Source organism: Paenibacillus sp. Y280 (assembly GCF_056786335.1).
In genome coordinates this window covers 106,591-133,096 of sequence record NZ_JBXCIW010000005.1, presented here as the reverse complement: position 1 = coordinate 133,096, position 26,506 = coordinate 106,591, and the positions used below count along the sequence as shown (strand labels likewise).

The 26,506-nt window shown below is 47.4% G+C and carries 26 protein-coding genes and 1 tRNA gene; 11 read left to right on the top strand and 16 right to left on the bottom strand.

All coding sequences use genetic code 11. The annotated features are described in order from the left end of the window. Positions 1 to 18: 18 nt before the first annotated feature. The 7 genes from AC1TPC_RS08450 to AC1TPC_RS08420 all read right to left on the bottom strand — a co-directional run bounded on the left by AC1TPC_RS08450 (position 19) and on the right by AC1TPC_RS08420 (position 6,780). Positions 19 to 360, bottom strand: coding sequence for a hypothetical protein (locus AC1TPC_RS08450; RefSeq protein WP_482066624.1), 342 nt, complete (start codon positions 358 to 360; stop codon positions 19 to 21). Continuing rightward, a complete protein-coding gene (locus AC1TPC_RS08445) occupies positions 327 to 827 on the bottom strand; it encodes a GerAB/ArcD/ProY family transporter (RefSeq protein ID WP_482066421.1) in 501 nt (166 codons plus the stop codon). Before AC1TPC_RS08445 ends, AC1TPC_RS08450 begins: the two co-directional genes overlap by 34 nt. 268 nt (positions 828 to 1,095) lie before the next feature. Then, positions 1,096 to 2,205, bottom strand: a complete 1,110-nt coding sequence (gene ispG / locus AC1TPC_RS08440; RefSeq protein WP_482066420.1) for a flavodoxin-dependent (E)-4-hydroxy-3-methylbut-2-enyl-diphosphate synthase — start codon at positions 2,203 to 2,205, stop codon at positions 1,096 to 1,098. Between the two features lie 193 nt (positions 2,206 to 2,398). Next, on the bottom strand, positions 2,399 to 3,655 hold the full coding sequence (gene clpX, locus AC1TPC_RS08435; RefSeq protein ID WP_053374768.1) for an ATP-dependent protease ATP-binding subunit ClpX: 1,257 nt from the start codon (positions 3,653 to 3,655) through the stop codon (positions 2,399 to 2,401). Between the two features lie 16 nt (positions 3,656 to 3,671). Beyond that, on the bottom strand, positions 3,672 to 4,265 hold the full coding sequence (clpP, locus tag AC1TPC_RS08430) for an ATP-dependent Clp endopeptidase proteolytic subunit ClpP (protein WP_053374767.1): 594 nt from the start codon (positions 4,263 to 4,265) through the stop codon (positions 3,672 to 3,674). A gap of 231 nt (positions 4,266 to 4,496) precedes the next feature. After that, complete coding sequence (gene tig / locus AC1TPC_RS08425) at positions 4,497 to 5,786, bottom strand: trigger factor (protein ID WP_482066419.1); 1,290 nt, start codon at positions 5,784 to 5,786, stop codon at positions 4,497 to 4,499. Positions 5,787 to 5,874: 88 nt separating this feature from the next. Then, entirely contained in the window at positions 5,875 to 6,780 is a 906-nt protein-coding gene (locus tag AC1TPC_RS08420; RefSeq protein WP_482066418.1) for a hypothetical protein, read from the bottom strand. A 239-nt stretch (positions 6,781 to 7,019) separates the two neighbouring features. Here AC1TPC_RS08420 and AC1TPC_RS08415 point away from each other — a divergent pair. The 4 genes from AC1TPC_RS08415 to AC1TPC_RS08400 all read left to right on the top strand — a co-directional run bounded on the left by AC1TPC_RS08415 (position 7,020) and on the right by AC1TPC_RS08400 (position 9,987). Further along, positions 7,020 to 7,096: transfer RNA gene (locus tag AC1TPC_RS08415), tRNA-Arg, on the top strand. Between the two features lie 379 nt (positions 7,097 to 7,475). Next, positions 7,476 to 8,279: a LysM peptidoglycan-binding domain-containing protein gene (locus tag AC1TPC_RS08410; RefSeq protein ID WP_482066417.1), complete on the top strand. Its 804-nt coding sequence runs from the start codon at positions 7,476 to 7,478 to the stop codon at positions 8,277 to 8,279. A gap of 156 nt (positions 8,280 to 8,435) precedes the next feature. After that, a complete protein-coding gene (locus AC1TPC_RS08405) occupies positions 8,436 to 9,158 on the top strand; it encodes a GNAT family N-acetyltransferase (RefSeq protein ID WP_482066416.1) in 723 nt (240 codons plus the stop codon). 256 nt (positions 9,159 to 9,414) lie between these two features. Beyond that, a complete protein-coding gene (locus tag AC1TPC_RS08400; RefSeq protein WP_482066415.1) occupies positions 9,415 to 9,987 on the top strand; it encodes a YdcF family protein in 573 nt (190 codons plus the stop codon). A 93-nt stretch (positions 9,988 to 10,080) separates the two neighbouring features. Here the strand turns inward: AC1TPC_RS08400 and AC1TPC_RS08395 are convergent, their stop codons facing one another. Next, the gene (locus AC1TPC_RS08395) at positions 10,081 to 10,545 is read right to left on the bottom strand and encodes an HPP family protein (RefSeq protein ID WP_482066414.1); all 465 of its coding nucleotides are present in this window, start codon (positions 10,543 to 10,545) and stop codon (positions 10,081 to 10,083) included. A gap of 116 nt (positions 10,546 to 10,661) precedes the next feature. Between AC1TPC_RS08395 and AC1TPC_RS08390 the strand changes: the two genes are divergently transcribed. Then, the gene (locus tag AC1TPC_RS08390) at positions 10,662 to 11,555 is read left to right on the top strand and encodes a LysR family transcriptional regulator (RefSeq protein ID WP_482066413.1); all 894 of its coding nucleotides are present in this window, start codon (positions 10,662 to 10,664) and stop codon (positions 11,553 to 11,555) included. A gap of 82 nt (positions 11,556 to 11,637) precedes the next feature. On the opposite strand, the gene AC1TPC_RS08385 is transcribed toward AC1TPC_RS08390, so the two are convergent. Beyond that, positions 11,638 to 12,246, bottom strand: coding sequence for a P-loop nucleotide/nucleoside kinase family protein (locus tag AC1TPC_RS08385; RefSeq protein WP_482066412.1), 609 nt, complete (start codon positions 12,244 to 12,246; stop codon positions 11,638 to 11,640). 202 nt (positions 12,247 to 12,448) lie between these two features. Beyond that, positions 12,449 to 12,781, bottom strand: a complete 333-nt coding sequence (locus tag AC1TPC_RS08380) for a hypothetical protein (RefSeq protein WP_482066411.1) — start codon at positions 12,779 to 12,781, stop codon at positions 12,449 to 12,451. A gap of 140 nt (positions 12,782 to 12,921) precedes the next feature. On the opposite strand from AC1TPC_RS08380, the gene asnB reads away from it, so the two are divergent. Further along, positions 12,922 to 14,766 (top strand): asparagine synthase (glutamine-hydrolyzing), encoded by a 1,845-nt coding sequence (gene asnB, locus AC1TPC_RS08375; protein WP_482066410.1) that lies wholly within the window; start codon positions 12,922 to 12,924, stop codon positions 14,764 to 14,766. A gap of 73 nt (positions 14,767 to 14,839) precedes the next feature. Here the strand turns inward: asnB and rdgB are convergent, their stop codons facing one another. From rdgB to AC1TPC_RS08360, 3 genes are all read right to left on the bottom strand, one after another. Continuing rightward, positions 14,840 to 15,508 (bottom strand): RdgB/HAM1 family non-canonical purine NTP pyrophosphatase, encoded by a 669-nt coding sequence (gene rdgB, locus AC1TPC_RS08370; protein WP_482066409.1) that lies wholly within the window; start codon positions 15,506 to 15,508, stop codon positions 14,840 to 14,842. Positions 15,509 to 15,513: 5 nt separating this feature from the next. Further along, positions 15,514 to 16,251: a ribonuclease PH gene (rph, locus tag AC1TPC_RS08365; protein WP_482066408.1), complete on the bottom strand. Its 738-nt coding sequence runs from the start codon at positions 16,249 to 16,251 to the stop codon at positions 15,514 to 15,516. Between the two features lie 200 nt (positions 16,252 to 16,451). Then, the gene (locus AC1TPC_RS08360) at positions 16,452 to 17,504 is read right to left on the bottom strand and encodes a GerMN domain-containing protein (protein WP_482066407.1); all 1,053 of its coding nucleotides are present in this window, start codon (positions 17,502 to 17,504) and stop codon (positions 16,452 to 16,454) included. Between the two features lie 131 nt (positions 17,505 to 17,635). Between AC1TPC_RS08360 and AC1TPC_RS08355 the strand changes: the two genes are divergently transcribed. Continuing rightward, positions 17,636 to 18,175, top strand: a complete 540-nt coding sequence (locus AC1TPC_RS08355) for a phosphatidylglycerophosphatase A family protein (protein ID WP_482066406.1) — start codon at positions 17,636 to 17,638, stop codon at positions 18,173 to 18,175. Between the two features lie 368 nt (positions 18,176 to 18,543). Beyond that, complete coding sequence (locus AC1TPC_RS08350; protein ID WP_482066405.1) at positions 18,544 to 19,224, top strand: TIGR00266 family protein; 681 nt, start codon at positions 18,544 to 18,546, stop codon at positions 19,222 to 19,224. Positions 19,225 to 19,661: 437 nt separating this feature from the next. Here AC1TPC_RS08350 and glpX read toward each other — a convergent pair whose 3' ends face one another. The 3 genes from glpX to AC1TPC_RS08335 all read right to left on the bottom strand — a co-directional run bounded on the left by glpX (position 19,662) and on the right by AC1TPC_RS08335 (position 22,772). Further along, positions 19,662 to 20,633 carry a class II fructose-bisphosphatase gene (gene glpX / locus AC1TPC_RS08345; protein ID WP_482066404.1) on the bottom strand — a complete coding sequence of 324 codons (972 nt, stop codon included), beginning with the start codon at positions 20,631 to 20,633 and terminating at the stop codon, positions 19,662 to 19,664. A 310-nt stretch (positions 20,634 to 20,943) separates the two neighbouring features. Further along, the gene (locus AC1TPC_RS08340) at positions 20,944 to 22,029 is read right to left on the bottom strand and encodes an MBL fold metallo-hydrolase (RefSeq protein WP_482066403.1); all 1,086 of its coding nucleotides are present in this window, start codon (positions 22,027 to 22,029) and stop codon (positions 20,944 to 20,946) included. After that, positions 22,026 to 22,772 (bottom strand): class I SAM-dependent methyltransferase, encoded by a 747-nt coding sequence (locus AC1TPC_RS08335; RefSeq protein ID WP_482066402.1) that lies wholly within the window; start codon positions 22,770 to 22,772, stop codon positions 22,026 to 22,028. The genes AC1TPC_RS08340 and AC1TPC_RS08335 overlap by 4 nt, the downstream gene beginning before the upstream one ends. Positions 22,773 to 22,956: 184 nt before the next feature. Here AC1TPC_RS08335 and AC1TPC_RS08330 point away from each other — a divergent pair, with 184 nt between their 5' ends. From AC1TPC_RS08330 to AC1TPC_RS08320, 3 genes are read left to right on the top strand one after another with little or no spacing between them, the layout of a single operon-like run. Further along, the gene (locus AC1TPC_RS08330) at positions 22,957 to 24,288 is read left to right on the top strand and encodes a spore germination protein (RefSeq protein WP_482066401.1); all 1,332 of its coding nucleotides are present in this window, start codon (positions 22,957 to 22,959) and stop codon (positions 24,286 to 24,288) included. Beyond that, positions 24,285 to 25,382, top strand: coding sequence for a GerAB/ArcD/ProY family transporter (locus tag AC1TPC_RS08325; RefSeq protein WP_482066400.1), 1,098 nt, complete (start codon positions 24,285 to 24,287; stop codon positions 25,380 to 25,382). Before AC1TPC_RS08330 ends, AC1TPC_RS08325 begins: the two co-directional genes overlap by 4 nt. Then, positions 25,379 to 26,473: a Ger(x)C family spore germination protein gene (locus tag AC1TPC_RS08320; protein ID WP_482066399.1), complete on the top strand. Its 1,095-nt coding sequence runs from the start codon at positions 25,379 to 25,381 to the stop codon at positions 26,471 to 26,473. The genes AC1TPC_RS08325 and AC1TPC_RS08320 overlap by 4 nt, the downstream gene beginning before the upstream one ends. The last annotated feature ends 33 nt before the right edge of the window (positions 26,474 to 26,506 follow it).

Sequence of the window (26,506 nt, the reverse complement as noted above, 5' to 3'; positions counted from 1 at the left end):
TTTTCGCGATACTCATTATTAGCTCAGCCAACTCATTATGTTTAGAAAACGGTCGATAGGCGATAACAGAAAGGCTATTAGCGCAACGAGCGTCATTGGCTGCCAACCATCATGCTCAGATGCAAATAAATAGACCGTCCAAACAACCATCGACGCATACAGCATATATTCTCGGTGCATTCCTTTTTTCAGTAGCGGCTTAATGCCTAGCCACAACGCGGCGATAAGTACCGCACCGATCGCTGCTTGAGGAAACCGAGCACGCAAACCGTTGTTCGCGGGCCTAAGGAAGGGTTTACTTGATGCCGTACATACGAATACGTCGCTCATTCGAAACAAAATAAAATCACCCAAAGCCAAACCATATATGCTCCATATAGTTTCGGAATACAAAAGAGCCAAAAAAAAATGACTGCTCCGACAGAAAGAATAACGTATATCCTGTGCAGCTTTATCAAATATGACAAAGCCAGCACAGCTCCGAAATAATAGGCGGTCAACTTGATAAATACGCCTGTAAAGAGCAGCAAAGCTACAAAAGGGTCAATTCGCTCCAAAAATTGGACAAATTCAATAAGGTTGGTCACCTGCATGAGAGGAACGGCTAACTTTCCGGCAAGATTGCCTGATACAGAAAAAATGAGCAAGTTCGTCAGCGTAATAAACAAGCCTGAAAATAGATTGCATTTAATCGTCATGCTTACCATGTCATTTTTATTTTCCGTATATCTCCAAAACATCAAAAATAAAACCATTTCACCAAAAGGAAAGGAAATCAGCTCTGGGAAGGCTTCATCCCAAACCTTCGTGATGCCTTCATCCAGCACCGGCGTTTTCGATTAGCATTAGCCAGAAAGAACAAAGAGGAGCTGCCGATTAAAAACATTACGATCATGGACCCTAGCTGATTCAGCGTAATACGCTCCAAGTCCGTCCCCCCCTCCTTTGCTCCTCGCAAGCTGTAACCAATATTTTTCCTTATTTCCCGTAAAATATGCATCTTTATTAGCAAGGGAAGAAAGCAGCTGGCCTTTGAACAAAAAAAAGAGGCTTATTCACGTCAATAAATGACGTAAATAAGCCTCTTGATCAGAGTTATGCCGGCGCATGATGCTTCCGGCCTGGAATTTCGCCAGTAGCTTCAAACACGCGTACGATTTCGTCGATTTCCTTCTTTAACTCGCTGAGCAGCTCAGCTTCAGGCACCTTGCGAATCAGCTCTCCATAACGGAAAAGCATGCCTTCGCCTCTAGCTCCTGCGATGCCAATATCCGCTTCTCGAGCCTCTCCAGGGCCATTAACCGCACAGCCCAGCACAGACACCTTTATCGGTACTTTAATTTTTGAAATATAGTCCTCTACTTCATTGGCGATTGAGAATAGATCAATATCCAATCGGCCGCAGGTCGGGCAGGATACAAGAGTAGCAGCATTCGTAATAAGTCCAAAGGTTTTGAGCAGCTCGCGAGCGACCTTAACCTCTTCTACCGTATCGGCGCTGAGGCTGATCCTTAGCGTATTGCCAATACCGAGCGCAAGCAGTGCACCGATACCTGCCGAGCTCTTAATCGTGCCCGTATGCAGTGTGCCAGCTTCCGTAATGCCAAGGTGAAGCGGATATTTGATCACTTTAGCGGCCATGGAGTAAGCAGCAATCGCCATCGGTACATCGGACGCCTTGAGCGACACGATAATATCGTGGAAATCAAGCTCCTCCAAAATGCCGATATGGAAAAGGGCGCTCTCAACCATCGCTTCCGGAGTCGGATAACCGTACTTCTCAAGCAAATGATTTTCCAGGGAACCCGCATTAACGCCTATCCGAATCGGAATACCTTTTTCCTTACATGCCTTAACAACCGCCTCAATCCGTTCCCGGCGACCGATGTTGCCCGGATTAATCCGAACCTTGTCGATGCCGTTCTCGATAGCAAGCAGTGCCAAACGATAATCAAAATGAATGTCCGCAACAAGCGGGATATGAATGCGTTTCTTAATTTCTTTGATCGCTTCTGCAGCTTCCTTGTTATTGACGGTAACCCGGACAAGCTGGCACCCAGCTTCCTCAAGCCCCAATATTTCAGCAACAGTCGCTTCTACGTCAGCAGTCTTAGTGGTACACATGCTCTGAATAATAACCTCGTTGCTGCCGCCAATCGTTAGATTGCCGACTTTAACCGGTACCGTATCTTGACGTAAGTACATAAGCTTATCTCTCCCATGAACGGCAAAGTCCACCCTTTGACTGGCGGCAAAAAACCGCGCGGCTGGGTGGAAACAATGTCGGTAGTCGAGCGTAAACGACTTTAGCCGTCAATCGGCGGCTAAAGCTCGTTTCGCGGTGAAATATAAGCTAAGCTATAAGTGTAAACTTAGCTTCTTCTATTCGAACGCTTGATTACGCGCTCTCTTCTTTCTTCTTGGTCTTCTTAGCCGTAAGCTCCGGCATAATTTTTTCTTGAACGGTTTGTTCCGTGATGAGGCAAGTACTTAGGTCATCGCGTGATGGCACCTCGTACATGACTTCAAGCATAATGCTCTCGATAATCGCCCGCAAGCCGCGAGCGCCTGTGTTGCGCTTGATCGCTTCCTTCGCGATGGCATCAAGTGCAGCCGGCTCGAAATCGAGCTTCACGTTGTCCATCTCAAGCAGCTTCTGATACTGCTTCACAAGCGCGTTCTTCGGTTCGGACAAAATCCGAACGAGTGCCGGCTCATCAAGCGGCTCAAGCGTTGAGATGATTGGCAGACGGCCAACAAACTCCGGAATAAGTCCGAATTTGAGCAGATCCTCCGGCAATACCATCGTTAAGTATTCGCCAGCTTTAAGATCCTTCTGCAATTCGCCAGTGGAACTGAAGCCGATAACCTTTTTGCCGATACGACGTTTGATCAAAGACTCCAGCCCGTCGAACGCGCCGCCGCAAATGAACAAAATGTTTGTCGTATCGATTTGAATAAACTCTTGATGCGGATGCTTGCGTCCACCCTGCGGCGGAACGGATGCAACCGTACCCTCCAATATTTTAAGAAGCGCTTGTTGAACGCCTTCGCCCGACACGTCGCGCGTAATCGATGGGTTTTCCGATTTGCGAGCCACTTTATCGATCTCATCGATATAAATGATTCCGCGTTCCGCTTTTTCCACATCATAGTCTGCAGCCTGTATGAGCTTGAGCAAAATGTTCTCAACGTCCTCACCAACATAACCTGCTTCAGTAAGCGAGGTTGCATCAGCAATCGCAAAAGGAACGTTCAAAATTTTCGCCATCGTTTGAGCAAGCAGCGTTTTACCGGAGCCCGTAGGACCCAGCAGCAAAATGTTACTCTTCTGCAATTCTACGTCTTCGATTTTACTGCCGGAATTGATCCGTTTGTAATGGTTGTATACCGCTACAGACAACGATTTTTTGGCAAACTCTTGACCGATGACATAAGAATCCAGAATAGCCCGGATGTCTTTCGGTTTCGGAATATCCTTAAGATCAAGCTCTTCCTCATTGCCGAGTTCTTCCTCAACAATTTCGGTACACAGCTCGATACACTCATCGCATATATAGACGCCGGGACCGGCAACCAATTTACGTACTTGATCCTGCGATTTGCCGCAGAATGAACATTTCAACTGGCCTTTTTCGTCGTTGAATTTAAACATGTAATCACCCCTTTGATTAAATCGTCGATACCGGTGCTGTAATCACCTTGTCAATCAAACCGTAGGCAAGAGCCTCTTCCGCGCTCATGAAATTGTCACGGTCGGTATCGCGGTCGATTTTCTCATAAGGCTGTCCGGTGCGATCTACATAAATTTGATTCAGCTTTTGCTTTGTTTTCAAAATCCAATCCGCATGGATTTTGATATCAGAAGCTTGACCGCGAACGCCGCCAAGCGGCTGGTGAATCATTACCTCTGCGTTAGGAAGCGCAAAACGCTTGCCCTTCGCGCCCGCTGTCAGAAGAAGCGAGCCCATGCTTGCTGCCATGCCCATGCAAATCGTGGACACCTCAGGCTTAATATATTGCATCGTATCAAATATACCCATACCCGCAGTCACTGAGCCGCCGGGAGAGTTAATGTACAGATGAATGTCTTTCTCTGGATCGTCGGCCGCCAGAAACAGCAGCTGTGCAATGATGGAGTTTGCTACATCATCATCGATTGCGCTCCCAAGGAAAATAATACGGTCCTTCAGCAAACGGGAGTAAATATCGTAAGAACGTTCCCCGCGATTTGTTTGTTCGACTACGATCGGTACTAGATTCATGCGACCAACCTCTTTTCGTTTATGACTTTGGTTACTTACTTATTGTAACACGTCATCGTATTGATGTCATTTTTCCAATACTATACAGTATACGACGACGGCCGTTCGATATGTACGGAGATTAGCCTCCAGGGCAAGCACATTTTCATATGTAGGGTCAAAATAAGGCACGTACCAATGACGTGCCTTATCCTGAGACAAACCGTTATTTAGTTTAGCTTATGTGATAAATTAAACCGCTTTGCTGTTTTCAAGCAAGAACTTGATCGTTTTACGCAGCGAGATGTCTTCTTGAAGGCTGTTAATATTACCGTTTTGCGTGAAAATTGTGCGTAGCTCCTCGGAAGGACGGTTATATGCTTTGGACAGCTTTTCCAACTCTTCGTTCAAGTCCTCTTCGTTTGCAGCAATACCTTCTGCTTTAGCGATAGCATCGAGTACAAGGTTGTTGCGAACGCGCTTCTCAGCATCGCTTTTCATTTGATCACGAAGAACGGATTCGCTTTGGCCGGAGAACTGGAAGTAAAGCTCCATGTCCATTCCTTGCGCTTTAAGTCGGTTTTCGAAATCCCTAATCATGTAATCTGTTTCAGTAACAATCATCGGCTCAGGAATTTCAACGTCCGCCGCTGCTGTAGCTTTCTCAATAACAGCCGTTTCACGAGCTTGCTCGGCTTCTTGGTCTTTACGCTCTTTCAGTTTGCCTACCAGGTCCTGCTTGTACTCTTCAAGAGTATCAAACTCGCTGACGTCTTTAGCAAACTCATCGTCAAGAGCTGGAAGGCTTTTGCGTTTGATTTCATGCAATTTCACTTTGAACACAGCAGGCTTGCCTGCAAGGTGCTCAGCGTGGTAGCTCTCAGGGAACGTTACTTCAACGTCCTTGAAGTCGCCGATTTGCATGCCGACAACTTGATCTTCGAAGCCAGGAATGAAGGAATTAGAACCAAGCTCAAGCGAATAACGCTCGCCTGCTCCGCCTTCGAATGCTTCGCCGTCTACATAACCGTCGAAGTCAAGTACCGTGATGTCACCGTTCTCTGCAGCGCCTTCTTCAACAACAGAAAGCTCAGCATGACGCTGTTGCAAACGCTCAAGCTCAGCTGCAACTTCCTCTTCCGCAACTTCAGAAGCTACCGCTTCAACTTCCAAGCCTTTGTATTCGCCAAGCGTAACTTCAGGCTTAACGATAACTTTTGCTTTGAATTTGAATGTATCTCCTTTTGCGAATTGCTCAACATCGATCTCAGGACGGTCAACCGGCTCAAGATTATGTTCTTTTACTGCATCAGAATAAGCATCTGGCAGCAGGATGTCAATTGCATCCTGGTACAGGCTTTCAATTCCAAAGCGGGATTCGAAAATGCCGCGCGGCACTTTACCTTTACGGAATCCAGGTACGTTTACTTTTTGAACCACTTTTTTGAACGCTTGATCAAGAGCATCAGATACCTTCTCCGCTTCAACCTCCACGTCGATCGATACGATGTTCTTGTCTATTTTTTCCCAAGTTGCTTTCATTTTATGCCTTCCCCTCCGAAAATGCTCATGCATCAGTAGTAGTCACGTTTCATAAACCATTCTATTATAAACAAGCTGGGCCAGATTATCAAGACTCTGGTTCATCTTCCCCGGATTGCTGAAGCACTGCTACCTGCCGCAACGCCTTGCACGCTTGCTCATAACGGAATCTTAATCCTTCGGTAATGCCGTATGTATCACGAATATCGTCATCGTTCGCCGAGCCGTATACGGTAAGGAGCAGTGTCAAATGCAGCGCAGCTGCGAAATAATCGACCGTATCCTCGTCTTCTCTCAGCATCCAATGATAAGCAGCCGTACCATACAAAAATTGCAAACTTTCCTTCCAAAGCTCTCTGGCAAAATGCGGCAAAGTTGGATCATCAACCTCGGCTACCTGCTCCGTCCGCTCTAAAATCCGAATTACCGGCGACGGAAAATCGTCCATGGAGAGTGGCGTAACCTCAAGTTCGAACTCCACAGCTTCTCCCAATCTATCCAAAGTAAGCAATCCGCTCGCTCCTCGCTTGCGCAAGCATTGAAGGGCCTTAAATTGAACGACCGGGTGCACCTGCTCGGTTGCCAGCCATTTCTTGATAGATTCGTCCATGTCCGGGGATTGAATATAGGCGGCGCGTTCAAGGGCAAGTATCTGCTGATCGATCATCGGATGATTTTGCATGATGTAAAGCACTTGGTTTACATAAGCCTCATCCTGGTCGGGAGGGTTCAGAAGCTGCTCACGCATGGTCGCCTCGTCCTCTTCCTTTTCCCGATTGGCCATCACGTAGCCTGTGCCTGCGTCACCGATTCCGTCTTCAGGAAAAGCCATGTCGAGCCATGTCAGAAGACTGTCCCACTCTTCATAATGGCGCGCATCCTCGCCCTGGCATTGCAGCAAAAAGCGCAGCAACTCCTTGGCCTCCCCGTATTGTTCCGCTTCCAGCATACGGGTTAACTGTACCTGATAATGGTCCAGCATGCTAGGGAACAAATAAACGTTATCCTTGTTATCGCCTTGTGTGTCATTGGGAGTTGTAATGATAACACCGCCTTATGGTCATACCGTTTGTTCATTCGTTCAATCTTGCGTACGATTATACCATGTACGAACAAAAGAAAAAACAAATGTAGCATCAAGGCGATGCATAAAGCAAATATTAGAATAAATTACCGATGATATTAAAAATGTGCTTGCAATAATATCAATGCCTGTGGTATATTATTGCTTGTGTCCCGGTAGCTCAGCTGGATAGAGCAACGCCCTTCTAAGGCGTCGGTCGGGAGTTCGAATCTCTTCCGGGACGCCATTAAGATCAACTTATATCAATTAAATAATATACATTAACCGATGCTACCTTGATATTTCAGGGTGATTTCGGTTTTTTCTTTTGTGATGAGGTTCGAGTGAATACGATAGGTTTTGATTTTTTTCACACTTATTTTACACACAAGCGGATTTATTCCCCAGTCCATCTTCGTTACTCTACCTTGTACTGGATGATCCCAATTCCACACAGTTAATATCAGTCCTAACTCTTCTTGTTGCGCAACGGTTTGAACCCCGAATGTACTGTACATATTGTTGATTTTGCTTTCGGTGCTGCTATAGCTTCAACAATAATCACGTTAGCAGACGAATACGGCATATGATGGGTATAAACCTACTTGAAGAGGAGCTGCGTTCCCATGCCGATTTCATCAGGGACCCACTTGCTGTATACTGTTCGTCCGGGTGACACCTTGTATACGATTGCTGAACAATTGGGCACCAACGTACAGTCGCTAGTGCAGATTAATGCGTTATATCCACCTATTACAGACCCCGACCGAATCTTTCCCGGTCAAGTGCTGGTAGCGAGATTGCCAGGTATGGCGGAGCAAAGCTCTGTTTTATATCAGGTTCAGCAGGGAGATACACTATTTAGGATCGCCGAACGTTTCTCTGTAGGCGTTGATATGTTGGCCGGACTCAACCAAATAGAGCATCCGGACATTCTCCGAGTCGCACAGCTGCTTTATATTGCTGCCTTCGTATACGAAGTAGAGCAGGGAGACACTCTGTACAGGATCTCCCGCCGTTTCGGAACACCGATGAGCGAATTAATTCGAGCCAATCGAAACCGCCAGGGTTTATCACTTGATGTCATTTATCCCGGTTTCCGTTTGGTCGTCCCGCTTCCGTCCTCGACGAATATCGTAGTGTTAGAGCCTTTGCCCGGAACGAGGATTGCTCCCGGACAGCATTTGACGGGTAGCGCTAGAGCGTTCGAAGCGACGATAAATTACCAAATTCGCGACGCGATGGGGCGTATCATTACGGAAGAACGGGCTGCAACGGCTGCACAAGGCGCTCCAGCCTTTGGAGTATTCGACGTACAGCTCCAGTTTGATCAATCTCCCACTACACAAAACGGTACAATAATGGTGTACACACGCAGCGCCCGCGACGGCAGCATTCAAGATTTGGTGGAGGTTCCCGTCACTTTTTAATATATCAAAAAACTACGCGGCTGCCGGCATGAATGGGCAGCCGCGTTGAGCTAACGGGCAGTTCAATAAGAAAATGTAAAATATCGTATAAATACCCTTTAAGTCTATTCACCTTATTCATTAAAATAGAAATATATAGATTGAGAGGTGTCTAAATTGTTTTCCCATCGATTGCTTACTCACGATACAATTTTTGAGTTATTGCCCCACATTAATGCAGACCAGAATTTGCTTTTTTATAGTTATTTAACTCAACGCAAGGAGAAGGCTCTATATATTTGTCAATTTATTAATAGCCAACTTACAGCCGTATTAGCTTATCTTGGCGAACTTTCCTTTCCTGCCTTTTCTTTCTTCCGAGTTGAAGAGCTGGACATCTTTTTTCCAGAACTAATTGCTTTTACAAGAGAAACTATCAAACTTGACGAAAATGCTGTTTGTGGCACGATACTCTGTCAACGGGACCTTAAACTTTTTCAATCCTTCGGTCTCATCAAAGGGATTCCTCAGCGTTTTTTAACTATGAAGCATCAGAATGAATCGAAGCTCCTTGAATCTCACATTGCAAAAAAAATTAGTGAAAACGAATATTCCGAGTTGATTGATTTTTTACATAGTGGTGAAATGAAGTTTTTTACTAGGAGTGAGTTAGAGAATTGTCCTTTTCTTGGAATTAAGGAAGGGGAAGATTTCATAGCTGTGGGCGGCTACCATTTTTATGACTCTCAGCTTGTAGAGCTTGGGAACATCGTTACCAGGTTAGATTACAGAGGAAGAGGATTAGCTAAGCTCCTGACAAGTGAATTGACACACCTCGGTAAAAAACTTTCACCAGATGTCTATCTAGGCGTAATGCTGTTCGCGTATATGAAGGCTTAGGGTATCAAACTATAATGGAACTTTCCATTGTCAATTTTACTTTATTTAGTACACATATTACTTGTAATTCTTATTGAACGGGTAGGATATCTCAACCACTCAACGTCATAGGAATTAAAGGATATCGGATGAATTTAGCGATTGATTCCAATTTTAAGGAGAGTAATGGTATGTCTGCGTGGAATGTTCATGTGCCCAAGTGTGATAATATTTAGGAAGGATTATGAATAAAAAATGAGAGAATGCAGGTGACAGATTGAACTTTGTTTTCATTAAACGATTTTTAATATTAGCAGCAAGTCTTTTCATCTGGTTTATCATTCACACTACTTTCGTAATAATAGATGGGTTGAAAGATGAATTAAAACCTGTTGACGTAGCTGTAGTATTAGGAAATAAAGTAGAAGCTAATGGACAGCCTTCTGAGCGGTTAAAAGCAAGACTAGATAAGTCCGTAGAACTTTATGATGGGAGCTATTTTACTTTTATCATTGTAAGTGGTGGTATTGGTAAGGAAGGTTTCGATGAGGCAAAGGTTATGAAATCTTACTTAATAGATAAAGGGATACCGGAAGATAAAATTATAGAGGATAATAATGGGTACAACTCATATATGACCGCCCAAAATACCAGCAAGATTATAAATGAATTAGAATTAGACTCCGTTATGGTTATTACTCAATATTTTCATGTATCTAGGACAAAATTAGTGTTTAGAAAAATGGATATTAAAGAAGTGTATTCAGCACATGCCAAAATCTTTGAGTTTAGAGATATTTACTCAATAATACGAGAATTCCCAGCATATTATAAATACCTCTTCAAATAATAATATAAATAAAAAGGGTTTTTTGCTGCAAAGAATTAGGTTTAAACCATACAAGGCTGCTCCCGGTATAAACCGATTGGAGCAGCCTTCTTTTCATTGCCTTGCCGCGGCAGGCTTGGATGCCAGCATCCTGCGGTAAACATAGGCGGCTATTGCGATGATGACCGCTCCCAGCAAGACCGGCGTGACCAAAAACGACCAGCTTGCACCGCTCAGCATAACGACAAGCGGATCAGCGCCAGCGGGTGGATGAACCGTTCTCGTATATTGCATCAGAAGGATGGAAAGACCTACGGAGAGCGCGAGAGACCAAGTGGACGTCCCAAATAATTGAAGCATGGCTAGACCTACTCCCGTGCTAATGAGATGTCCTCCTACAATGCTCTTGGGCTTCGCAAGTGGACTCTCCGGCAATACGAAAGCAATAACGCAGCTTGCGCCAAATGGTGCCATCAGCAGCGTTACAGAAGCCGCATCGCCCATTAGCAGCAATAATGCTATCGCAGCCGTTCCTCCTATAGCAGCAGCCAAAGGCTTCCAGCTTATTTTCCTCAGCATTCCTACACCTCGTTTCGTTTTGTTAAATATTATGCTATCATAGCGCTATCTATTTGAATATTGAATGTTTTCGATGATATGTATTTCATTTTTCGATATCTAAGGAGGCTGGCGATATGCTTGAATCATGGGAAGGACGTTTTTTCATTACGTTTACCGCTGTGCTGGAGGAAAAAAGCTTCAGCCGGGCAGCGGATCGTCTTGGTTATGTGCAATCGACGGTAACCTCGCATATTCGGCATTTGGAGCTGACTAGCGGGAAAAAGCTGTTTCACCGATTGCCGCGCGGCGTCGAGCCGACGGAGACCGGGTTGCAGCTCGCGCCCTTTGCCTACCAATTCATCCAGCTGGGGCAGTCGCTGCAGGATGCGCTCGTGGAATCGGACAGTCCCACCGGCATCGTGCGGTTAGGCGCCCTTGAGTCGTTTGCGGTGTCGCATATGCCGCTTTTTCTAACTGGCTTCCTCAAGCAATTTACGAAGATCAAGCTGCATTTGACGCCAGGTCTTATGCATGATGTAACCGATCAGGTAGCGAGCCATCGCGCCGACCTCGGAATCGTCCCAATGGCACCGGAACGAGATGACCTGCTATTTACGCCCCTCCTTGAAGAGAAGCTGGCACTGGTCTGCGCCCCTTCCGTTCGCGAGCGGTTCGAGCAGCAAGGCTGGCGGTCGCTGTACGACTCCGCTTTTATCAGCTTTGGAGAGCAGTGCATCTACCACTCATACGGCCGCGATGTGCTGCGAGGCGTCGATGTGGAGCTTTCCGACCAATTGTTCTTTCCGAGCGTCGAGCTGATCAAGCAAACCGTCGGCTGCGGCATGGGAATTGCCTTCGTGCCCGAATCCAATATCGCCAAGGAGGTCGACGCAGGCACGCTTCTTTCACTGCCCTATGAGCGGGAATTAACGCTTACGCATGGCTTCATTACTCACAAATCACGCGAGCCCAAAGCGGCTGCAAGGGCTCTCATCCAGCACTTAAAAGCTTATTTTGAAGCTAATTGATCGCGATTGGTATGCACAAAAAAGGCGGCTTCACCGGTAATTAACCGCATGAAGCCGCTCTGCTATTTTTATTAGGAAAGCATTAAACCGATAAGGTCGCCTGCTTCTCATTTACAAAATGGAATAATTGCTCTGCTTTCTCATCCGTAAGCTCATCGCTGTTATCATATACGAGAACCGAGGAGCTTGGAATGTCCCAGTTAATCTGAGGCACAAATTCAATCCGCTTCTCAAAGTCGCTCCAATTGTTGAGCTTCCACAGGTCGCGCTCGGTTTGACGGCCTACGATGCGGTTCTTTTGCAGCTCCATGTCGAGCAGCGTGACGACAACGACTTTCACGTCCACGTCCAGCTTCGTGAGCCCGGCTGCTGCGAGCACATCCTCGATCCATTGCTTGTTTTTCAGCTCGGCCGTAAAAGGAGAAATCATAAATACGTTTTGCCCTGCTGCAAGGTTCTCAATGCAGACATCCTTCGCCGTATCGTATTCCAAATTGCGCAAATGTTTTTTATAATAATCGGAATCCCGATCTCTCTTATCAAGACCATTCTGCTCCAAAATCGCCTCTACAAATCTACCGCCTATTGTATCGCGATCTAGAAAAGCTGCTGGAATGCGATCCGCTAGCTTTCTAGCTACTGTTGTTTTGCCTGTTCCTGCTACGCCGACGAAAAAAACCAACTTTTGCAAAACGAAAACCCTCCACTATTTTTTGTAGAAGTATATCATTTATTCCGACAATTTAATAGAATATTCTCCTATATTAAGACCATATTAAGACTATACTAAAGAGGGGACTCCCCCCCAAGGCCTATTGCCTTTGGAGGACAGCAAAAAAAGGATGCCCAGCAGCAGCCTCGCTCTAGGCACCCTTATCTTTCGGTGATCAAACTTATAGCAGTTGCATCGACTCGATATGCCTTTTCGTCGCATCCGTACCATACTCGTACAACTGCTTATAAATGCGTTGAATCAATGCGTCATAACCTTCGTTAATTTCACTGTTGCTCGCCGTACCGAAAGGATGACGGGTGAAATGAAACATCTCCGCTTCATCCATGCTGGACAGCTCGTCCATCAGCTCTCTTAGCCGCGTATGCTCTTCCTCGTTCACTATAATCTCAAGCTCATATGCTGCAGCCTCCGGGTCCTCTAATATTTGACCCGCTTGAACCGAAACGTAATATGGCTTGCGCTCCTCGCTCCTTGCTTCATTGTCAGCCATTAATCGCATGCTCCTTCCTGCCTCATTAACTTTTACAGCCACCTCTAGCATCCCCCGCCGGACAGACATTTTATCCCTTTTTCCGCATATAACTGATATTATCGCTACTTTGAGACCAGCAAAAGAGAGGAATGAGATCGATGTGTGGAATTACCGGCTGGATCGATTGGAACCGTGATCTGACTAAGCAAAGTGAAAGCTTAGAGAAGATGACCGACACCCTTGCACCGCGCGGTCCCGACGCTTCCGGCACGTGGATATCAGCGCATTGCGCTTTAGGCCATCGGCGTTTATCCGTTATTGACCCGGAGAACGGCGCACAGCCGATGATCCGCCATACCGGTGATGACAAATATGTCGTCGTCTATAACGGCGAATTGTATAATGCGCTTGAGCTCCGCAAGGAATTGGAAAGCAGAGGCAGAACGTTTACGACAAGCTGCGACACGGAAGTGCTGCTGGTCGCTTATATGGAGTGGGGCAAGGCTTGTGTGGAGAGGTTTAATGGAATATTCGCATTTGCGATATGGAATGCAGCAGAACAGGAGCTGTTCCTCGCTCGTGACCGGCTTGGCGTTAAGCCGCTCTTCTACAGCACGCAGGACGGTTTATTTATTTTTGGATCGGAGCAAAAATGTATTTTGGCCCACCCGGCGGTGAAGCCGGAGGTCGGCGCAGAGGGACTTGCGGAAATTTTCATCCTTGGACCGGCACGCACGCCTGGTCAAGGCGTATATAAGCAAATTAGCGAGCTCAGGCCAGGCCGCTGCATGACGGTCAATCACGCTGGCATTAAGACGGTTACGTACTGGCAGCTTGAAAGCAGTCCCCATGAGCATGATGTCACAGCAACCGCAGAGCATGTGGGAGAGCTGCTCAAGGATACGGTTGAGCGCCAGCTCGTATCTGACGTTCCGGTATGCACCCTGCTCTCCGGCGGACTCGATTCCAGCGCACTGACGACGCTTGCCGTCAATTATTACAATGACAACGGGCAGGGCAATGTCCATACGTACTCCGTCGATTATACCGACAACGACAAGCATTTTAAGGCGCATGCCTTCCAGCCTAACAGCGATGCTCCGTGGATTGAGAGAATGACGACGCATCTTGGCACGATCCATCATCCGATACAGTTCGATACGCCGGAGCTCGTTGGCGCTTTGAGAGCAGCTACCTTCGCCCGCGATCTGCCCGGCATGGCTGATGTCGATGCGTCCTTGCTGCTGTTCTGCCATGAAATCAAGAAGGACGCTACCGTAGCCATCTCAGGCGAAGCGGCCGATGAAATTTTTGGCGGCTATCCTTGGTTCCATCGCGAGGAGGCGCTGAATGCAAATACGTTCCCATGGTCGCTTGCTTCCGCCATGCGCGCCGATCTGCTTGCCCCCGACGTAGCCGCTTGGATCAAGCCGCTTGATTACATTGGCGACCGTTATGCGCAGGCCATAGCCGAAGTACCCCATCTTGATGGCGAGTCCGAGCAGCTCCGCAAAATGCGGCAAATGTCTTATTTGAACATTACGCGCTTCATGCCTACGCTGCTTGACCGCAAGGATCGGATGAGCATGGCAGCCGGGCTGGAGGTTCGAGTCCCCTTCTGCGATCATCGCCTTGTGGAGTATGTGTGGAACATTCCATGGGAGATCAAAACATCCGGCGACCGGGAAAAAGGCATTTTACGCAAAGCGCTGCGCGGCGTTCTTCCCGATGATGTGCTGACTCGCAAAAAAAGCCCCTATCCCAAAACGCATAACCCGAATTATTTAGCTGCCGTCAAAGGGCTGCTGCTAGATGTGCTGAACGATCCAACCTCACCGCTTCTTCCTCTGATCAATGTGAAAAAAGTCAGGGAGCTTGCAGAGTCGGATTCAGCAAAATCGAACATTCCTTGGTTCGGCCAGCTTATGTCCGGTCCGCAGCTGTTCGCTTATTTGTATCAAGTGAATTTATGGTTGAAGCAGTACAAAATCGTAATTGGCTGATATAAGGTAAAAAAACAACCCCATCTGCTAGCGCCGAAATCGGCTCGCTATAGATGGGGTTGCTTTATTTTGCTTAAAGGTTACCTTGCGCAATCAGCGGAAGCAGCTGCCTGAGCGCTTCGCCGCGATGACTGATCTGCTGCTTCTCTTCCTTCGTCAGCTCAGCCATTCCGCGGTTTAAGCTTGGAAGCCAAAATAACGGATCATACCCAAAGCCGCCGGAGCCATGTGGAATATCCGTAATCACGCCGTCTACGGTACCTTCTGCTTCCACAAACTCGCCGGTTGCCGGATCGTACAGCGATAATGCGCAAACGAATTGCGCCTTGCTCAGCAGCTGCGAGCCATCGGGCAGCTTGCCTAAATCCGTTAGCTCGTTATTTTGCTGCAAGCGTGCCAGCTCCTGAATCAGCTTCGCATTGTTGTCGCTGTCCGTCGCATCTTCACCCGCGTAGCGAGCCGAATAGACGCCCGGATCTCCGCCAAGCGCGAAGACGCGTAGTCCAGAATCATCAGCCAGCACGGGAACGCCCAGCGCATCGCCCGTCGTCTTCGCTTTGATCCTCGCATTCGCAGCGAACGTCTCGCCGTCTTCAACGATATCTGGAATTTGCGGATAGTCCAGCAGGCTTGCCGTCTCCTTGCCTAGCTTCTGGAGCGCGTGCGCGAACTCCTTCACTTTGCCTGCATTTTTGGTTGCAACGACAATAACCTCATGGGATAAAATCGAATGCTTCGTCATGCCCGTTAGCCTCCGATTCGAGCCGCCAAAGGTCCAAGCACATCACGCTGCTTGCTGATCAGCTCCGCGATGCCCTCTTCCCCTAATGCCAGCAACTGATTAAGCTCTTCCCTTGAAAAAGGCGCTTCCTCGCCCGTGCCCTGCACCTCAACAAATTTGCCGCTGCCCGTCATAACAACGTTCATATCAACCTTTGCCTTGGAATCCTCTTCATAGTTCAGGTCGAGCAAAGCCCGCTCCTGAATGACGCCTACGCTTACCGATGCCAGAAAATCAGTGATCGGGTATTTGGCGAACTGCACTCTCTCGGACAGCTTATTGATCGCAATCGCAAGCGCGATGAACGCCCCGGTAATCGACGTCGTACGCGTACCGCCATCAGCTTGAATAACGTCGCAATCAAGCGTAATCGTCCGCTCGCCGAGCGCCTGTAAATCAACGACCGAGCGCAAGGCACGGCCAATCAACCGTTGAATTTCCATCGTCCGTCCGGTTAATTTGCCCTTTGCCGCTTCGCGAATATTGCGCGAATGGGTAGCTCGCGGAAGCATCGCGTATTCGGCTGTGATCCAGCCCTTGCCCTGCCCTTTCATGAAAGGAGGAACACGATCCTCGAGGCTTGCCGTACAAATGACCTTCGTATCTCCTACCTCGATAAGGACCGAGCCCTCAGCGTATTTATTGACACCTGTCGTTATGGTTACCGGCCGAAGCTGGTTCGGTTGCCGACCGTCGTTTCTCATGCTAATTTCCTCCTGAGTGATGCGTTGTATGTTTCGCTTAAAAAAACTTATGTTCGTTGCAGCCAATTGATCCTTCCTACAATCCTTCTTATTTTAACAAAGTGGGCAACGAATTGCATCCGCTAGGCTTGAAAAAGAAAAAAGAGGCTGCTCAAAGGAATTTCCTTTGGCGCAGCCTCTTCGTACAAGCCGATGATTGATTAAGATTTAATGGCATTGACATGATGCGGTCTGCCTACTGGCTCGCTGTAGGATTTGTCAGCCATGTCCACGACGTTGGATTCGCCGTTCACTTTGATTTGGACGGTTGTAGCTTTCGAATTTTCGGTGACGGACAGGACAAGCGCTTGAAGCATTTCAGTCGGAAGCTTCTGCCCTTCCTGATACGCCTCATCCTGCAAATCTACAGTGGCGACATCGCCCTCAAGAACAACGTTCTTCACTTGAACATCGGGCAAAATAACGCTGGTCAGCTCTTTTTTGTCAAGCGGACCTGAGATAAGCTGCTCAAGCGCTGCTTGCGTAGGAGACGCAGAGCGAGCAACCAAGCGGGTTACCGGTACGTAATATTGTTCTTCGTTTAAGGTTTGAGCCGAGAAGTACAGCGTAACCGGTGTGGATTGCGCGTAGTTCACGCCTTCAGCAGCCTCGATATTGATGCCAACTGCCCGCGTCAGCGTATCGTCAAGCGGGTAGCCGTCGCCTGGCATTTCCGGCAGCTTCGCGCCTTCATACCAGATTTCAACCCCTTCGATTCCAGGCATAGCTGTCAGCGTCCATGTGATGGCCTCTACGATTGTCCGCTCGTCTTGCGGGTTGTAGCCTGTGAAAGGCTCGGAAAAGTCGACGATAGCAAGCTTTTGTTCTTTATCGATTTTGTAGGACTTAATTTGCGTGCCTTGCGGAATAACCGCTCGGAAATCCTCTGGCAGCTGGTTCGCGTAGGCGCCGTTCTCCACCATCATTTCAAGCGCTTTCTGTCCCGCTGCCTCATTGGCTCCAATCGTTGTTTGGAGAGAGATTGGCGCCAGATAGCCATTGCGGTCTTCGAGATAAACAGTCATTTGCGATTCTTCGCCAACACCTACTGCCTGTCCAGTTTCTGCGCCCTCTACCCCATCCTTCACATCGATCTGCGGCGGATCGATTGACTTGCTTGTCTCTTGCGGGAACAGGCCGCAGCCTGCAGTTAGTATGGGCAGAACCAAAACTCCAGAAAGTACAGCACCCCTAATCCATCTTTTTTGAATCATATTGACCTTTCCTCCCTAATCAAGTTTTGCCTGGCGGCTTTGTACAACACCTTATTTGTAGTACTATGTATACGAGCCCTTCCCTGATTTAGACCAGTTTTGTCCATAAAATCCTAAGGGGGAACAAAAACATGTCCAATCCCGAAATTTATAGCCTCAATAGCCGCAAAGTGGCTGATGCTACAGACGAATGGCTCATTAAGCGCGGAGTAACAAAGCTCGCAATCGCCGAGCTTGTGCATTTTCTGCAAAAGGACTATTTCCCCGGTTTGACGCCTGAGGATTGCATTGTTCACGTAGATGCCGTCCTGTCAAAGCGCGAGGTGCAAAATGCTGTATTGACCGGCATTCAGCTCGATATCCTCGCCGAGGAAGGCAAGCTGATGGCACCGCTGCAGGATATGATCAAGCATGACGAGAGCCTTTATGGCTGTGATGAAATTTTGGCGCTGTCGATTGTCAATGTTTATGGAAGCATCGGCTTTACGAATTTCGGTTACGTCGATAAGCTAAAGCCTGGCATTCTGGTTAGGCTGAATGACAAGACCAGCGGCGAGATACATACGTTCCTCGACGATATCGTCGGCGCTATTGCTGCCTCTGCAGCCAGCCGAATGGCTCATCGCAGACAAGCGGAGAGAGAAGGCGTTACCCAGCCTCCGCTCGATTAGGACAAAAACAAAACATAGCATTATTTGGAGAAGGGTTTTGCCAGCGCAAAACCTTTAGTAGTACCTGGATCTAGGGTTTTGCTTACGTAAACCCTAGATCCACTTATGAACTAGGATATTTATAGTCTTATGATAATTTTAGAAATAGACTTGGAAGCAGATTTTGCTCATGCAAAACTTTTACGTGTACCTTTACGATGTAGAGTTTTGCTGATGCAGCACTTTAGTGCCAATTACGAACTTGGTTTATGCTTACGCAAAACCTTTAGGTCTACTCTTACGATGCAGGATTTTGCTAACGCAAAACCTTTAGGTCTACTCTTGCGATGCAGGATTTTGCTAACGCAAAACCTTTAGGAGGATAACTTATGAATTACGATATTTTTTATAAAGGCTCCTTTGCCATGTTGCGAGTGAAGCTGAATCCGGGCGAGAGCGTTAAAGCCGAAATGGGTGCAATGGTTTCCATGTCGCCAAGCATCGACCTAAAGGGTACTACTGACGGTGGTTTCATGCGCGGTCTCGGAAGAATGCTGAGCGGGGAAACGTTCTTTTTTCAAGAGATGACGGCGAATCGTGGGCAAGGTGAAGTTCATTTGGCTCCGCCTTCACTAGGCGATATAGAAGCGATCGAGCTCGATGGCTCTTATAAGCTATATGTTCAGAAGGACGGCTTCTTGGCTGGCACCAGCGGAATAGAGGTCAACACAAAAATGCAAAATCTAGGCAAGGGGCTCTTGTCTGGCGAGGGCTTCTTTATCGTAGAAATCAGCGGCAGAGGCACCGTGTTTCTCTCCTCATATGGCGCGATCCATGCACTAAACCTGAGCGCAGGCGAAGAGGTCATTGTCGATAACGGCCACTTGGTCGCTTGGCCTGGCTACATGAATTATAAGATTGAGAAGGCATCGAAGGGCTGGCTGTCAAGCATTACGAGCGGCGAAGGACTTGTATGCCGCTTCCGTGGTGAAGGCGTTGTCCTGATCCAGTCCCGCAATCCGGCAAGCTTCGGAACCTGGCTGAAAAAGTTCATACCAGGCGGCAACTAGCTGCTGTATGTTCTTGAAACGCAATGGAGATACACTCTGACTTTTTATAACATAACAGTTTGCGCCAGCGCTCTTCAGCAGGTTTTCCAGGTTTTCCAGGTTTTCCAGGTTTTGCTGGTTTTGTTGGTTTTGCTGGAAAACCTCCAGCTAATTTTACTGCATACAGTGTTTATCCCCATTTAGATGGAAAATCTCCCGTTAATTCTCCACATTTCAACCAATTATGGTGAATGTGCTCAGATTAACGGGAGATTTTCCTGTTAAACAGTAAATTAGCTCCATTATAGAGAATTTAACAGGAGAAATTCCTGTTACTCCCTATGCTAGTCTCACAATCGCAAAAGATTTCAAGAGCTAGCAATTAGAATGTTGAGCATATGAACGAAAGGGCGCTGCTCCTTATTGATTTTCAGCCTCAAGGAGCAGCTCCCCTTTTTTTATTTAGTAGTATTCAGAAACGTCTTGTTCGGCAAATAATGCAGCGCGCGGACGAAGCGTATCGTTTTGGTCTTTGCCCGCATGACGATGGAATGCGTCTCGGCCCTTTGATCCGGAAAATACTGCACCCCGCCCAAAAACTCGCCTGGCGTTACGCCCGTTGCCGCAAAATAAACATCGCCTGTTCCGATCATATCCTCCATCGTCAGCACGCGGTACGGATCGTCTATTCCCATTTGGACGCAGCGATTGTATTCGTTGCCGTCTGCCGGCATCAATCGCCCCTGCAGTTCTCCGCCAAGACATTTTAACGCAGCCGCAGCAATCACACCCTCAGGTGCTCCGCCCGAGCCTACGTATAGATCGATGCCCGCCTCGGGAAAGGCTGGCGCCATCGCGCCCGCAACGTCCCCATCCGACAAAAACTTAATGCGAACGCCCACCTTGCGCAGCACCTTTACGATTGACTCATGTCGCGTGCGATCCAAAATCATAACGGTCAAATCCGACACCTTCTTATTTAAGGCATCTGCCGCCTTGCGAAGCGTCACGTCCATTGGGTCCGTAATCGACAGCTTGCCAACTAATGCAGGACCAAATGCCAGCTTCTCCATGTACATATCCGGAGCATGCAGCAGTTGTCCTTTCCCTGCGACCGCGAGTACCGACATTGCATTGTTTAATCCTTTTGCAACAATTTCCGTTCCCTCAAGCGGATCAACCGCAACGTCAACCTCTGGACCGTTCAAGCTGCCTACCTCTTCTCCAATGTAGAGCATTGGCGCTTCATCCATTTCGCCTTCGCCAATGACAACCGTTCCCCGAATGGACACTGAATCAAACATATATCGCATCGCCGACGTTGCTGCTCCATCCGCACTATTCTTATCGCCTCTTCCCATCCATGGAGCAGAAGCTAGCGCCGCCAATTCCGTTACCCTTACCAGCTCTAATGCCAATTCTCTCTCCATAATCCAATCTCCCTTTGGTCTCATATGACGGAATAGTTCATTAGCATACATGTTCAAGTCATTTCCGTTATTTAATATGTAACATATATTTATTTATGTCGCAATATATATTTCGATATCTTCATTAAATCATCATTAATATGATAACATGACCCATTATGTTTACCCAATTTGCCCTATAGGACAAGAAAAGAGCACATCTCACAGAGTTGTCCTGTAAGAGTATGCTCTTTTATAACGATACTTATCACATATAGGAAAAGGATCGGCTATTCATAAATCTCGACTTCGACCCAATCTTCCGCGATCGTTACGTCGTGAGCGCGGAATAACGATAAACGCCATCGATGACCGTTGAAACGATTCTAGCCTTTCGCTCCAAATAAACCAAATGAGCTAGCGTCTCCGACATCGCGAATCGCAATTGATGGGCATTGCCGCTGAGCCTGCTGCCGAATAGAGCTTCGCACATGCCATAGGCGGTGAGGGGCTCTTCTTCCAGCATAGCCGCCATCTTGTCTAGCCTGCGTGTGTGATGCTGCTGCAGTTCTGCAATTCTGCCTTTAAAATCGGTAAAAGGATCACGATGCCCGGGAAAAGCGAGTTTGACCTCAAACGTCCCCAGCTCTTGCAAGCTATTCAAAAAATCCGCTAAAGGATCGCCTTCCTCTCCCGGCACAACGCTTACATTCGGGGTAATATGCGGCAGCACCTGATCGCCGCACAGCATCCACTGCCGTTCCTTCTGATAGAAGCAGACCTGCCCCCTCGCATGTCCAGGCGCATCGATTAAAAGCCAGCTTAAGCCGCCGATCATCATCTGGCTTCCAGACTCGAAATAAGTTACCTTCGGCTGCGGCGATACCATGCTCACGAATGTATCAAGATTTTCCGCAATAGCCGCCCTTAGTTCAGCCGGCATTCCGTGCTCCGCATACAGTGATAGCAGATGCTCGGAAAAATCGCAGTTCTCACCCCATAGCCTTCTCGCGTAGCTATGAGCCTCGCGCGTCATGAATACGGGCGCCCCGCTTCTTTCTTGCACATAACCAGCCAACCCGTAATGATCGGGATGCTGATGCGTCAGCACAATGCGCGTAATATTTTGCCACTGCAGGCCATATTGCTCCATGACATCGGTCCACACCTCGATGGCTTCATTCGTTCGCAGGCCAGGGTCAACAAGCGTGTAGCCTTGTTCTTCAGGAATTAGATAGCTATTCACCCATTTCAGCGAAAAGGGGACCGGCACCTTGACCTGCAGCCAGCCCTCATGCCACATTGCCGTATGTACGGATCGGTCCGTTAAGCTTGTCCTGCCATTTCGCCCTGTCATCGTCAACTCGCCATTTCGCTCTGCCATCGTCAACTCGCCATTTCGCTCTGCCATCGTCATCTCGCCCTTCCTGCCATAATTATGCGCGGTGAGGCTGCCTGATCGTAGGTCGAGCCATTGTAATTCCCGTAAAGCTGTTCTAGCGCGAGGCCGCAAGCCGCAAGATGCTGATCGAACCAACTGAGATCGTACAGCCTTACTCTCTCCAAATACTGACGCGGCTCCTCCTTCGACTGCGGATCGAATATCGTAATCTCTTTCTGCACCCACCCATCACGAATGGAGCGAATCTCCTGAATATGCAAGCCGCACTCCTCGTCTACCCGTTCAGATTGGGGCACTAACGTTTTCTCCACGTAAGTAGGATTGAGAAAATCAATTAGAAACGAGCCATCTTGACGCAGCACTCGCCGAATATGCCGCAGCACGTTGATATTGTCCTCTTCAGCACTGAAATAACCGAAGGAAGTAAATAAATTGACCGTTGCATCGAAGCAGCTTTCCTCGAACGGCAGTTCGCGCATATCTCCCTGCACCCACTTAACCATGCTATTCTCATCGTGACGATCAGCCTCTTCCAGCAAAGTAGGAGATAGATCCACGCCTGTTACTGTGTAACCAAAGTCAGCTAGCGCTAGTGCATGCCGGCCCGTTCCACAGCCAATGTCCAGTACGTCAGCACCCTCCTGCAGCTTCAGCCATGCAATCATTTTTCGAACCTCTTTATTCGCGTTTTCGTAGTTTCGATGTTTGTAAACGAGCATATAATCGGAGCCAAAGCTTTGTTCATACCATGGTTTCATGTCTTGTTCTCCTTCGTAATGAGCACGCTAATCCCATGCTTATAATGGATTAATTGTACTTGAATTCCACCCAGCCCGCAAAACAGTTCCCGCCAAGCATGGTTTTTGGATTTTTGCACAAACTATGGAAGCTTATCCAATTGCTTAGTCCATGCATTGTCAGCTTAACGAAGGGGGAATCGGCATGATTGAACGTATTCGCTTATTGTTCGCCGAAGCAGTCGATATCAAGCTCGAAACGTTACAAAATAGCGAAATGACCATCGAAATCGCTTATATCGCCCCTCTATGCGAAGAAAAGAAAGTTAACGATTTTATCATCGTCCCTTTTACAAGAGAAAGCTACTCTTTCCAAAAACAGTTGGACACGAACCCCGATTACCTGCAGATCGAGGATGTCGCCAAATGGCAGGATCTTCTGCTGCGCGGAAACGTCTTGATCGAGGCAAATCAAGCCATTTACTCGTTGGAAGTCGTCCGTATCATCAGCATTGAGAACCCGCAAACACAGGTAGAGAGCGCCATTCAAGGACCGCAGCTTGCGCTCAGCGAAAATATAAATATTTCCCTTAACCTCGTGCGCAGCATGTATCCTTCTCCGGAACTGTCCGTGGAGGAGTATACGATCGGATCTTTGTCCAAAACGCCCGTGTTTGCCTTGTATGATCAGCGCCGTGTCGATCCTACTGTGCTTGAAAATGTCCGTTCGAAATTAACGACGATTAATGTTGAAATGCTTCAAGCTGCCGGGGATTTGGAGAAGCTTCTCGTCGGCAAACGGAAGCATTTGTTTCCGACTCTTCTAATCACAGAACGGCCTGACCGTATAACAAAAGCGTTATCCAAAGGCAAAATTGTGATTCTTCTAAAAGGAAATATGTTCGCGATCATTTTACCCGCGACCTTCTTCGATTTCATGCATGCGATGGAGGATGACTACGATGCTTATTGGATGACTCGTTTTCTTATATTTCTAAGGTACGCCTCCATTGTACTTACGATCACGCTTCCCGCTCTCTATATTTCGGTCGTATCCTACAACCCGGAGCTGTTTCGCGTTCAGTTAGCCTTCTCGATTGCAGGCAGCCGCTCTGCCGTTCCTTACCCCTCGTTTGTTGAAGTGTTTATTATGCTCTTCATGATCGAGACGCTTATTGAGGCCAGTATCCGCTTGCCGCGTTACATTGGCTCTACAGCCACCACTGTTGGCGGGCTTATTCTCGGACAAGCTGCACAGCAAGCTGGACTTGTAAGCAGCATCATGATCATCGTGACGTCGTTCGTTGCGATATCCAATTTCGTTATTCCTGTTAATTCACTGTCGTTTGCAGTCCGTTTTTTAAAATATCCGTTAATACTCGTCTCCATTTTTTTTGGCATTTCAGGAGTCGCTGTCGGCATGTTTGTCTATCTCACTTATCTTTGCAATCTTAGAAGCTTCGGAAAACCGTATATGCGTATATTCGGAAAATTAAGGCCGTTAGAAGGCGATGTCGGGCAGGTGGGATTAAAGTGAATCGGTATGTCTTTTACAACTTCACACTAGTCAGCTTCATCAACTTAATGCTGTTCGTTCCGCATATTTTAATTAAGGCCCGTTATAACGGCGCTGTATCTTCCATTCTTGTAGGCATTGTTATTGGCACGATACTGGTCTATATGTACACGAGCGCTATGGCAAGGTATCCCGGCAAGGGCTTGCCTGATATATTAAAGCTGCATTGCCCGCATTGGCTCGTCGTCATCTCAATGGTTTTTTTTGCGATGATGTGGTGGATGGGGTCAACAATCGTTGTCGTCGCTTACGCCATCCTTATCAATCGTTTTTTCAACCCTGACGCGAATACGATTGTCATTTTGGTGATGCTGATCCTTGCATGCGGCTACGCGGCCACTCGCTCGACGCTCTCCGTCATGTTTGTCATGGAGATTGGCTTAATCGTCAATGCTCCGATTATTATATTTATTTTGTTCAAAGCAGTAAGGAGTCCGCAATTAAACTGGGATGCGATTCGAGTCGTAGCCAATTATGTAACCGAAATGCCCACCTTGACGTCAGTTGCAGCAGCAACTTATATTTTCACCGGATATATTAATCTATCCTTATTTAATAGGCTCTTTCCGCCAAATTTCCGCTTTAAATTCCGCTGGGTTTATCCGCTCTTCGGTACTCTGATTTTGCTTATTACTTTTTTTGTCCCGATCGGTTTTCACGGTACGGAAGGCGTAAACCAATATATTTATATCTGGAGCATTACCGCCGACTCTATGCTTATGCAGTATGGGTTTATTGAGCGTGTGTTGTTTCTTTTCTTAATTGTTTTTTTGAATTTGACGCTTGTCTATACAATGGCCGGCTGGCATCAAGCGATGGAATTTATTAAAGTCTGCTTCAAAAACAACAAACCGGAAATCGACAGTCCCAAAACACCAACATCCAACTATGTAATTATCAGCATTTTTGCGGTGCTTTCTATACTCTATCTTGTATTGACGAACGAAAAAATGAACCTGTTCCTTACAACGTATTGGCTCATTATTCGTATGATTGCTGAAATCCTGACTGTACTATGGATATTCGTGCTGAGCAGGAGGTCAAAAACAGCATGAACAAATGGCCACGAACCTTTCTGATTATCGGTATTTTTGCTTTGCTCTTTAGCGGCTGCGGCTTTAAAGACATCGACAAACGCTTCTTTGTCGTTGCGCTCGGCATCGACCTATCCGATAATGAAAAAAAACCTTATCGCCTTACGCTTCAGCTAGCTGTGCCCTCTCCAAAAATCGAGCCAGGCGCTTCCAAAACGCAAATCGAAACGATTGATACCGAAAGCATTGCTGAGGGTGTGCGGATGCTGAAAGCCTATGTCGACAAAGAGATCGATTTCGGGCATTGCAAAGTATTTCTAATCGGCGAGAAGCTGGCACGTAAAGACTATCAAAACCTTCTGGAGTGGATGACGAGAAGGAGAGATATACAAAGCGTAGCCGACATCGCCATTGGCAAGCCGGATGCTGAGAGCCTGCTTAATGTGGAGCCGGTCTCCGAGCGCTATCCAGGAAATACGTTATTTCTGAGCTTTGGAGCTGACGGAACAGAATCTTCCTACACTTATGTAGAATCTTTATCAGACTTTTCTAGGCGTGCCACTGAGGAAGGACTTGACCCACTGATGCCTGTTATCGCCAAAGATAAAAGTGAAAGCTTTGTTATCAATCGTACGGCTCTTCTTAATAAGAAAAGGATCAAGCTTATACTCTCTCCCAAGGAGTCACAGCTTTACAATCAGCTTTCCAGCAATTTCACCAAGTCTTCCATGCATGGCATGTTTGAAGGAATGGATCTTGTTGTTGCCCTCACTGAAATTCATTCCAATTTTCATATTGGCAACCACGACGGCGAGGATACGATTACGATGGATGTCAAAATGAAGGTTGTGTTCGAGGAAGCGCCTAAGGACCTCTATGAGGAACAATGGGCGCCAATCGAAAAACATCTGAATCAGGAATATGCCAAAACCTGCGTTGCCCTCTTGCGAAAAATTCAAAAGGCTGGCGTTGATCCTATGGGGTTTGGCCTTCGGTATCGCGCTACCCATCCCGGAAAGGGAGCTTGGGAGGAATGGAAATCGATTTATCCGAATGCTAAATTCAACGTTCGAACGAATATTAAAATAGAAGGCACAGGGCTTATCAAATAAAGCTGTGAAGAAGGCATGCACATGGCAAAGGGG

What these genes read in the sequence shown, in the direction of transcription:
- ispG (WP_482066420.1), bottom strand. Translation starts at nt 2,205, where the DNA reads ATGTACTTACGTCAAGATACGGTACCGGTTAAAGTCGGCAATCTAACG.
- clpX (WP_053374768.1), bottom strand. Translation starts at nt 3,655, where the DNA reads ATGTTTAAATTCAACGACGAAAAAGGCCAGTTGAAATGTTCATTCTGC.
- clpP (WP_053374767.1), bottom strand. Translation starts at nt 4,265, where the DNA reads ATGAATCTAGTACCGATCGTAGTCGAACAAACAAATCGCGGGGAACGT.
- tig (WP_482066419.1), bottom strand. Translation starts at nt 5,786, where the DNA reads ATGAAAGCAACTTGGGAAAAAATAGACAAGAACATCGTATCGATCGAC.
- AC1TPC_RS08410 (WP_482066417.1), top strand. Translation starts at nt 7,476, where the DNA reads ATGCCGATTTCATCAGGGACCCACTTGCTGTATACTGTTCGTCCGGGT.
- AC1TPC_RS08395 (WP_482066414.1), bottom strand. Translation starts at nt 10,545, where the DNA reads ATGCTGAGGAAAATAAGCTGGAAGCCTTTGGCTGCTGCTATAGGAGGA.
- AC1TPC_RS08390 (WP_482066413.1), top strand. Translation starts at nt 10,662, where the DNA reads ATGCTTGAATCATGGGAAGGACGTTTTTTCATTACGTTTACCGCTGTG.
- AC1TPC_RS08380 (WP_482066411.1), bottom strand. Translation starts at nt 12,781, where the DNA reads ATGGCTGACAATGAAGCAAGGAGCGAGGAGCGCAAGCCATATTACGTT.
- asnB (WP_482066410.1), top strand. Translation starts at nt 12,922, where the DNA reads ATGTGTGGAATTACCGGCTGGATCGATTGGAACCGTGATCTGACTAAG.
- rdgB (WP_482066409.1), bottom strand. Translation starts at nt 15,508, where the DNA reads ATGACGAAGCATTCGATTTTATCCCATGAGGTTATTGTCGTTGCAACC.
- rph (WP_482066408.1), bottom strand. Translation starts at nt 16,251, where the DNA reads ATGAGAAACGACGGTCGGCAACCGAACCAGCTTCGGCCGGTAACCATA.
- AC1TPC_RS08360 (WP_482066407.1), bottom strand. Translation starts at nt 17,504, where the DNA reads ATGATTCAAAAAAGATGGATTAGGGGTGCTGTACTTTCTGGAGTTTTG.
- AC1TPC_RS08355 (WP_482066406.1), top strand. Translation starts at nt 17,636, where the DNA reads ATGTCCAATCCCGAAATTTATAGCCTCAATAGCCGCAAAGTGGCTGAT.
- AC1TPC_RS08350 (WP_482066405.1), top strand. Translation starts at nt 18,544, where the DNA reads ATGAATTACGATATTTTTTATAAAGGCTCCTTTGCCATGTTGCGAGTG.
- glpX (WP_482066404.1), bottom strand. Translation starts at nt 20,633, where the DNA reads ATGGAGAGAGAATTGGCATTAGAGCTGGTAAGGGTAACGGAATTGGCG.
- AC1TPC_RS08340 (WP_482066403.1), bottom strand. Translation starts at nt 22,029, where the DNA reads ATGACGATGGCAGAGCGAAATGGCGAGTTGACGATGGCAGAGCGAAAT.
- AC1TPC_RS08335 (WP_482066402.1), bottom strand. Translation starts at nt 22,772, where the DNA reads ATGAAACCATGGTATGAACAAAGCTTTGGCTCCGATTATATGCTCGTT.
- AC1TPC_RS08330 (WP_482066401.1), top strand. Translation starts at nt 22,957, where the DNA reads ATGATTGAACGTATTCGCTTATTGTTCGCCGAAGCAGTCGATATCAAG.
- AC1TPC_RS08320 (WP_482066399.1), top strand. Translation starts at nt 25,379, where the DNA reads ATGAACAAATGGCCACGAACCTTTCTGATTATCGGTATTTTTGCTTTG.